This window comes from Paraburkholderia fungorum (assembly GCF_003610895.1).
In the GTDB taxonomy this organism is placed as follows: Bacteria; Pseudomonadota; Gammaproteobacteria; order Burkholderiales; family Burkholderiaceae; genus Paraburkholderia; species Paraburkholderia fungorum_B.
The window spans coordinates 1-9294 of the sequence record NZ_MCAS01000060.1; the positions used below are offsets into that span (position 1 = coordinate 1).

General features: G+C 65.9%; 2 protein-coding genes. Both read left to right on the forward strand.

Going from position 1 to position 9294, the window contains the following annotated elements; translation table 11 throughout:
- Positions 1-2577, forward strand: a 2577-nt coding sequence (locus BCY88_RS35460) for an amino acid adenylation domain-containing protein (protein ID WP_120348750.1), incomplete at its 5' end; no start/stop codon positions are given.
- Positions 2567-9294 (forward strand): non-ribosomal peptide synthetase (locus BCY88_RS35465; protein WP_120348751.1); only part of this gene is annotated, 6728 nt, incomplete at its 3' end. The genes BCY88_RS35460 and BCY88_RS35465, both read left to right, overlap by 11 nt.

Here is a 9294-nt window from a genome sequence, read left to right on the forward strand (position 1 = left end):
GCAGTGCATTGCGAAGGCGAGCGGCTGGACTACCGGGAACTGGAAGCGTGGTCGAACCGCGTGGCAGGGCATCTGGTGCAGCGTGGCGTCAGGGCGGACGAACGCATTGGCCTGTGCATGACGCGCTCGGCGGGTCTGATTGCATCGCTGCTGGGGGTGCTGAAGTCAGGAGCGGCGTTCGTGCCGCTGGATCCGGACTATCCGGAGGACCGGCTGGGCTACATGATGGAAGACGCGGGGGTGAGCCGGGTGGTGGTGGATGCGGCCACGGCGCGGCGTCATGGGAACCTGCTCGCCGGGCGCGAGATGATCGCGATGGAAGCGCTGCGGGGTGAGACGCACGAAACAGATGAAACAGACAACACAGACGACGCCGGCAACGCACGCGAAGACGCAGGCGTAACGGCAGCCACCACGGCCGACGCACCACAGATCACGATTCACCCCGAGCAGCTCGCCTACGTGATCTACACGTCGGGCTCGACGGGGCGTCCGAAGGGCGTGGCGATCAGCCACGGCGCGCTGTGCTCGCACCTTGAGGACTTCATCGGCACGTACGGTATCAGCGAGACGGACAGACAGCTGCAGTCGTCGACGATCAACTTCGACGTGTCGCTGCACGAGATGCTGCCGGCGCTGCTGTGCGGAGGCCAGGTCGAGATGCGCGGCCCGCAGCTGTGGGATCTGGCGACCACCAGCCGCCACCTGGCCGAAGAAGGGGTGACGTTCTCGCGCATTCCGACGGCGTACTGGCAGCAGTGGCTGCGTGAGCCGCCGCCGGCGCAGAGTCTGCGCGCGCTGCGGCAGATCACGGTGGGCGGCGAAGGGCTGCCGGGCGACGCGCTGCGTCAGTGGCGCGCGGGTCCGCTGGGCCATATCCGTCTGGACAACCTGTACGGGCCGACGGAAACCACGGTGGCGTGCATGTACCGCGAGACGCAGGCGGAGGACGTGGATCACGCGATCGTGTCGATCGGGGTGCCGTACGGCTCGCGCACGGTCTACGTGCTCGACGAAGCGGGCAACGAGGCGCCGGTGGGCGGGCTGGGCGAGCTGTGCATCGGCGGTGAGACGCTGGCGCGTGGCTATCTGAACCGGGCGGCGCAGACGGCGGAGAAGTTCATCCCGGACCCGTACCGGGAGGACGGCGCGCGCCTGTACCGCACGGGCGACCTGTGCCGGCGCCGCGAGGACGGCACGATCGATTTCCTTGGGCGGCTGGACCAGCAGGTGAAGCTGCGGGGCTTTCGCATCGAACTGGGTGAGATCGAGGCGGTGCTGCGCCAGGTGGAAGGGGTGCGCGAAGCGGTGGTGGAGCTCAAAGGCGAGGGCGAGGGGCGGCGTCTGGTGGGTTATGTATCGGGCGCGCCGGGCGTGACGCTGGAGGCCGGTGTGCTGCGCGCTGCGCTGGAAGCGCGGTTGCCGGGCTACATGGTGCCGGGTGCGTTCGTGATGCTGGCGCGGCTGCCGGTGATGCAGAACGGCAAGGTGGACCGTCGCGCGTTGCCGGAGCCTGAGGCGCAGGGCGGGCTGGAGCGCGTTGCGCCGCGCACGCCGCTGGAGGCCACGCTGCTGGGGATCTGGCAGGGCGTGCTGGGCCGCGACGATATCGGGGTGACCGATAACTTCTTTGAGGTGGGTGGCGATTCGCTGCGCGCGCTAAAAGTCGTGCAGACCGCGAGAAACGCCGGTCAGGAGAACCTGCCGCTCGAACAGCTTTTCACACACCCGACCATTGCCGCGCTTGCCGCCGCGATTGAAATCGCCTCATCCAGCGCTGCCGTAATGCCGGCCAACATCGTGCGAATGAACACAGCGCGCGCACCGTCGACGCTATTCGCCATTCATCCGCTCTATGGCCTTGTCGCCGAGTATCGCGCGCTTGCGCAGCACCTCGACGGCGTGGCCACGGTCTTCGGCGTGCAAGCGCCGTACTACGACGAGCGCGCGTGGTGGCCCGCCGACCTGAGCGAACTCGCCGCCGATTACGCCCAGCGGATTCGTCAGGTCCAGCCGGACGGTCCGTACAACCTGCTTGGCTGGTCGCTGGGTGGCGTGCTCGCGGTGGAGGTCGCTCACCGGCTTGAAGCGCAAGGCCAGCAGGTCGAGTGGATCGGCCTCGTGGACAGCGCACCGCCGCATGTCGTCGTCGACGATGCGATACCGCTGACACCGGCCATCGCGCCGCGTCACATTGAAGATCACGAACTCGACAAATACCGGATGTTTCTCGCTGAAGCGGACAAGTGGCGCGACTACCTGCCCGGCGACGCGGAAATCGAATTGCTGCGCGCCGTCGCGCTGATGAGCGACTACTTCACGTCGATGGTCCGCGACGCGCGCCGCAAGACGCTGCGCGCACCGCGCCATCACTGGTGGGCCGGCCGTCTGCTCGCGGCCGGCAATCCGCTCGTGTCCACGCGGCAGAGCGAGTGGCCACGCTATGCGGCGAGCAGCGTCACGCGCTCGGCCGTCGTGGACGCCAATCATATGGACTTGCTGCATCACCCCGATTTCCTCGCGGCGGTGCACGACTACTTCACGTTTCAGCACAACAAGGTTAGCGATGCTGCTTGAGTCACCTCAATCGTTCAATCTGGCCGAACGTCTGCGCGAACTGGCCGCGACGCGTCCGCACGACACCGCACTGGTCTGCGTCGACGATCTCGGCGACACGCGTTACGACTATCGCGCGCTCGATGCACGCGCACAGGCCATCGCCGGTTTTCTCGCTACGCGCAATGCGGCCGGCGAGCGCGCCTTGCTGCTGATGGACAGCGGCATCGATTACGTCGCCGCGTTCTTTGGCTGTCTGTATGCCGGCACGATTGCCGTGCCCGCCTATCCGCCGGAATCCGCGCGCGAACAGCATCTGGCGCGCTTGCGCGGCATCGCGGCGGATTGCGATGCACGCTTCGTGCTGACGACGGCTTCGCTGATCGCTTCGACGCGCGAATCGTTCGGCGCCATCGCACCGGGTGCACAACTCGTCGCCGTCGACGAAGCCGCGCAGCACGCCTCGCCAGGCGCACCGTTCGCCTCGACCCACGGCGCGGACGATATCGCCTTTCTGCAATACACATCCGGCTCGACGTCGAGTCCGAAAGGCGTGATGGTCACGCACGGCAACGTGCTCGCCAACGAGATTGCGATCCAGAGCGGATTGGGTGTGACACCTAACGACGTGTTCGTCAGCTGGCTGCCGCTTTATCACGACATGGGACTGATCGGCACGCTTTTACAGCCTGTATACAGCGGTATTCCACTCGTCCTGATGTCGCCCAGATACTTTCTGGAGCGCCCGGTGCGTTGGCTCGAAGCGATCGCGCGGCATCGTGGCACGATCTCGGGCGGCCCGGATTTCGCGTACCGGCTGTGTTGCGAGCGGGTGCGCGACACCCAGGTCGCGGATCTCGATCTGTCCAGCTGGCGTGTCGCCTTTTGTGGTTCGGAGCCGGTGCGTTTCGACACGCAGCAGGCCTTCGCGGAGCGTTTTGCCGCTGCCCGTTTCGATTCGGACGCACGCTATCCATGCTACGGCCTCGCGGAAGCGACGCTGTTTGTCACTGGCGGCACGCGTGGCGATGGGCCATCCGCGGTGTCGTTTGCCGATAGCGGATTGAAGGCGGGCCGCGCGGAAGCCGTCGCGCTGCAGGCCGCTCAACAGACAGAGGCGGATAGCGAATACGGTGCGCCGGGTGTCGTGACGCTGGTCGGTTGCGGTCGTGAAGCGGTCAACCACGAGGTGCGAATCGTCGCGCCGGACAGCGGAGCCACGCTGGACGATGGCCGTGTCGGTGAAATCTGGGTGGCAGGTCCGAGCGTCGCGCGCGGCTACTGGCGTCGCGAAGATGCAACCGCGGAGAGTTTTCCGACCTTCGGTGCGACGCGCTGGCTGCGCACGGGCGACCTCGGTTTTCGCCACGGCGGCGAGATTTTTATCGTCGGACGACGCAAGGACATGATTATCGTACGCGGCCAGAACTTGTATCCGCAGGACCTGGAGCGCGCGGTCGAAATGAACGTCGATGCCGTCCGCAAAGGCCGTATTGCGGCGTTCGGCGTCGAATTGAAGGGCCGCGAAGGCATCGGCCTTGCCGTCGAAATCTCGCGCAGCATGCAAAAGCTCGCCACGCCGCAAGCGCTCGTGGATGCATTGAACGATGCAATCGGCGAAGCGTGCGGCGAACCGCTCTCGGTTGTCGTGCTGCTGAACCCGGGCGGCCTGCCGAAGACATCGAGCGGAAAATTGCAGCGCAGCGCGGCCGCGCAAAAATGGCGTAGCCGGGAACTCGATGCCTATGCCGTCTACGAGCATGGCAGCTTCGTGAACACGGCCCATCGTGAAACCGGTTTGCCGGATCGCGTTGCGGCAAATCCCGCATCCACCGACGACACGCTTCGCGAAGGCGTCGAACGCGAACTCGCGGCGATCTGGCACGACGTACTCGGCGTGCCCGTCGATACGCGCAGTGCGCACTTCTTCTCGCTGGGCGGCAACTCATTGGCCGCCACGCAACTGGCCGCGCAGGTCCGGGATCGCTGGCAGGTTGCGTTCGAGATTGCCGATGTATTCGGCACCGCCACGCTGCACGAATCGGCTGCCTTGATCGGGCGCCTGTGCGCGAGTGGTGCGCGCATCGCGCCGACGCGGATCGATTTCGACCCGCAGGCGGGCGAGCGGGTGCCGGCTTCGTTCGCGCAACGGCGTCAATGGTTTCTGTGGCAACTCGAGCGCGCGAGTAGCGCCTACCATCTCGCGGGTGGATTGACGTTGCGAGGGGCGTTGAATATCGATGCCCTGCGCGTCGCTTTGCAGGTGCTGGTGGATCGGCACGAGACCTTGCGCACGACGTTCGAAACATCCGCGGACGGCGTACCGCTGCAGGTGATTCATCCGTCGATGACAATCGCGCTCGACCAGCTCGACGTGCGTGCCTCGATCGAAGGGAACGACGAGGTTGAGGCGAATGAGGCCGTGCTCGCCGCATCGCGCGCAATCGTTGCGCAGCCTTTCGACCTGACGCGCGGTCCCTTGCTGCGTGCGACGCTGTTGCGTACTGGCGACGCCGCCTGGCGTCTGCTGCTGGTCGCGCACCACATCGCCGCGGACGGCTGGTCCGCCGATCTGCTGTTCGACGAGATCGCGCACGGTTATCGTCAGGCGCTCCCCGGTAATCGCGCGGCGCTCGCGCCGTTGCCGGCCCTGCCGGTCCGCTACCGTGACTACGCGGCATGGCAGCACCGCTGGGTCGGCGGCGACGAGCACACGCGGCAACTCGCGTACTGGCGCGCGCAACTCGCCGACATGGCGCCCGCGTCCGCGTTGCCCGCCGACGCGCCGCGCGGCAACGCTGCCAACCATCCGGCCGCGGTTCATCGCTTCACGCTGTCCGCGATCCGTCACGCGGCGCTCAAATCGGTCGCGCGCGAGCATGGCACCACGTTTTTTACGGTGTCGCTAACGGCTTTGCTGGTCGCGCTACATCGCTATACCGGCGACCTCGATCCGCGCGTCGGCGTGCCTGTCGCGAATCGTGACCGCCGCGAAATCGCGGGACTGGTCGGCTTTTTTGTCAATACGCAGGTGATGCGCGGACGGCTCGAACGCAACATGACGTTGCGCGCGTTGCTGATCCAGATGCGCGACACGATGTTCGGCGCGCAGGCGCATCAGGATTTGCCGTTCGATCTGCTGGTCGAAGCGTTGCAACCGGAACGCAGTGCGGGACGCACACCGTTCTTCGACGTGATGGCCGGTCATCAGACGCAGCGCGACACGCTCGCTCATACGTTGCCCGAACTTACCGCCGGCCGCTTTCGCCTCGACGATGCCGGCGTGCCGTTCGAGTTGACGCTCGACACCTACGAGACGGCCGACGGCGGGGTCGCAGGCGTGTTCACGTATGCGAGCGATCTGTTCGACGCACGGACCGTCGCGCAATTCGCGGACTTTTACGACGGTGTGTTGAGCGCACTGATCGGCGCCGCCGGAACCACGATCGACGCCGTGTGCGGCGCGACGCACAACGAAACGGCTGCGCTGCTGACGCTTGCTGGTCCTGCGGGACAACTGGAACAGATCGAGCCGGTGATCGCCACAATCGAGCGGCAAGCGGCGCGGCAGCCCATGAATGCGGCGGTGATCGCGGGCGAACTCGAAATCAGCGCCGGCGAGCTGAATGCGCGCGCGAACCGGTTGGCGCATCGTCTGATCGAGGCCGGCGTGGGCGCCGAAGTCAAGGTTGGGATCGGCGTCGAGCGATCGGTGGAGATGGTCGTCGCGGTACTCGCGGTACTGAAGACGGGCGCTGCGTATGTGCCACTCGACCCGTCGTATCCGGCTGCGCGGCTCGCCTACATGGTCGCGGATAGCGGTATTGAATGGTTGATCACGCACGAAGCCACGCGCGCGTTGTTCGCGAACACGCCTGGTGAGGCGGCATCGCGGGTTGGTGTGATTGAGCTGGACGCGTCGGATGCTTCGAAAACCTCGGACGTTGGTGCTGTTGCGAATCTTGCCGAGTCGAATCCGCAGGTCGCCGCCGCTCCCGATTCGCTTGCTTATGTGATCTATACGTCGGGCTCCACCGGGCAGCCGAAAGGCGTTGCAATCGATCAGCGGTCCCTGGCAATCCATACGCAGGCAACGATCGATTTCTGTGCGCTGAACGAAAACGATCGCGTGCTGCAGTTCGCCGCATTCAGCTTCGACGGCTTTATCGAAGAGATTTTCCCGGCGCTGTGCGTCGGCGCGGCGATCGTGCTGCGCGATGTCGAGTTGTGGGACAGTGGCACGTTTTATCGAAAGCTGCTGCAGTACCGGATTAGCGTGATCGATGTGACGACCGCTTACTGGCATCTGCTGGCGCAGGATTTCGCCAAGGAAGGCGCACGCGACTACGGTGCGTTGCGGCTCGCGATCGCGGGCGGCGAGGCGATGGCCGCCGAGGGTGTCAACGCATGGCGCACGGCCGGATTGCAGCATGTGAAGTTGCTGAATACTTACGGACCGACCGAAACCACGGTCTCGGCGACACTGTTCGATTGCGACGCGCTGGTCGCGAACGCGGATGACACGCTGCGCAAGGTGCCGATTGGCCGTGCATTGGCTGGGCGGCGAATGTACGTGCTCGATGGCCGCGGGGAACTCGCGCCTCGTGGTGTGGCGGGCGAGCTGTACATCGGCGGCGAAGCGCTGGCGCGTGGCTATCTGAATCGCGCGGCCCTGACGGCGGAGCGGTTCGTACCGGATCCGTTCTCCACGCAGGGCGGCCGGCTTTACCGGACCGGCGACCTGGCGCGCTGGCGTGCGGATGGCGAGCTGGAGTATCTCGGACGGATCGATCATCAGGTCAAGATCCGGGGTTTCCGCATCGAACTGGGCGAAGTCGAGGCGCAACTGCTGGCGCAGCAGGGCGTGCGTGAAGCGGTGGTGACCGCGCAGGGTGCAGCGGGTGGTATGCGGCTGGTGGGCTACGTTGCACCGCATGCAGGCGTAACGCTGGATGTTGCCTCGCTGCGTGCAACCTTATCTTCGGCATTGCCCGATTACATGGTGCCCTCGGCAGTGGTGGTGCTGGACGCATTGCCGCTGACGCCGAACGGCAAGGTGGATCGCAAGGCGCTGCCTGCGCCCGAATTCCAGACACGCGGTTACGAAGCGCCGCAAGGCGAGCCCGAAACGACGCTTGCCGCGCTGTTTGAACAGGTGCTGGAGGTGGAGCGTGTCGGGCGGCACGACAACTTCTTCGAACTCGGCGGCGATTCGATTCTTAGCCTGAAGGTAGTTGCGCAGGCCCATCATGCGGGCATCACGATAACGCCGCGACAGCTGTTCGATACGCAGACGGTCGCGGCACTGGCCCAGGTGCTGGTTCAGGCAGCCAGCGACGGCGCCATGCAACCCGTGGTGCCGCCGATCACGGTCATCGCCGCGGATGAGCGCACGGCATTGCCGCTGTCTCACGCGCAGCAGCGCCTGTGGTTCCTGTGGAATCTGCAGCCGGAGAGCAGCGCGTATCACATGCCGGGCGCGCTGCGCTTGAGCGGTGAACTCGATACGCAAGCAGTGCGCGCGAGCATCGACGCGGTAGTCGCGCGGCATGAATCGCTGCGCACAACCTTTGCAGCGCAGACCGATGCGCAGGTCGATGGTGAAGTGGTGCAGTCCATTGGCACGGATAGCCGGTGCGACTGGCGCTTTACCGATGTGTCCGGATCGGACGATGTGGAAAGCGCGCTGGCATCCACGGCCAATGCATTTGCCACCGAACCGTTCGATCTGGTGCACGGCCCGCTGCTGCGCGTCGCGCTGATCCGGGTGGGCGCGTGCGAGCACGTGCTGACGGTGGTGATGCACCACATCGTGTCGGACGGCTGGTCGGTGGAAGTGTTGCTGCGGGAGTTCGTCGAAGGCTATCGCGCGCTGCGCGAAGGCCGCCCGGCGCAACGGCGTGAGCTGCCGGTTCAGTACGCCGATTACGCGCGCTGGCAGCGGCGCTGGCTCGAAGCGGGCGAGCAGGCGCGCCAGCTTGCGTACTGGCGCGCGCAGCTGGGCGACGCGCATCCGGTGCTGGCGCTGCCCAGCGACCGTGCGCGTCAGGCGGTGAGCACCTGGCACGGCGCGACGCACCGGATCGGCCTTCCGGACACGCTCGCACGAGCCATCCGTCAACGCGCACGCGAGCTCCGGGCGACGCCGTTCGTGGTGCTGCTGGCGGGTTTCCAGCTGCTGCTGCATCGCTACACGGCGCAGGGGGACATCCGGGTGGGGGTGCCGGCGGCGAACCGGGAGCGGGTCGAAACGGAAGGGCTGATTGGCCTGTTCGTGAACACGCTGGTGATGCGGGCGCGGATGGACGGCGGCACGTCACTGACGACGTTGCTGGAGACGGTGAAGCGCGACGCGCAGGCCGCGCAACTGCATCAGGACCTGCCGTTCGATGTACTGGTGGATGCGCTGCAGCCGCAACGCAGCCTGAGTCATGCGCCGCTGTTCCAGGTGATGTTCAACCATCTGCGCGACGACGAGCGCGTGCTCGACACACTGCCCGGAGTGAAGGTCGAGTGGTACGGGTTGAGCGAGGCGATGGCGCAGTTCGAGCTGACGCTGAACACGACGGAGGCATCGGACGGGACGATGTCGGCGAGCTTTGTGTATGCGCGTGAGCTGTTCGATGCGCGGACGGTCGAGCGTCTTGCGGAACACTATGTGGCGTCGCTGAACGCGCTGGTGTCCGGCCGGGTGTCGACGGTTGCGGACGTCGAATTGATGAGCGACGCCGAGCGTGC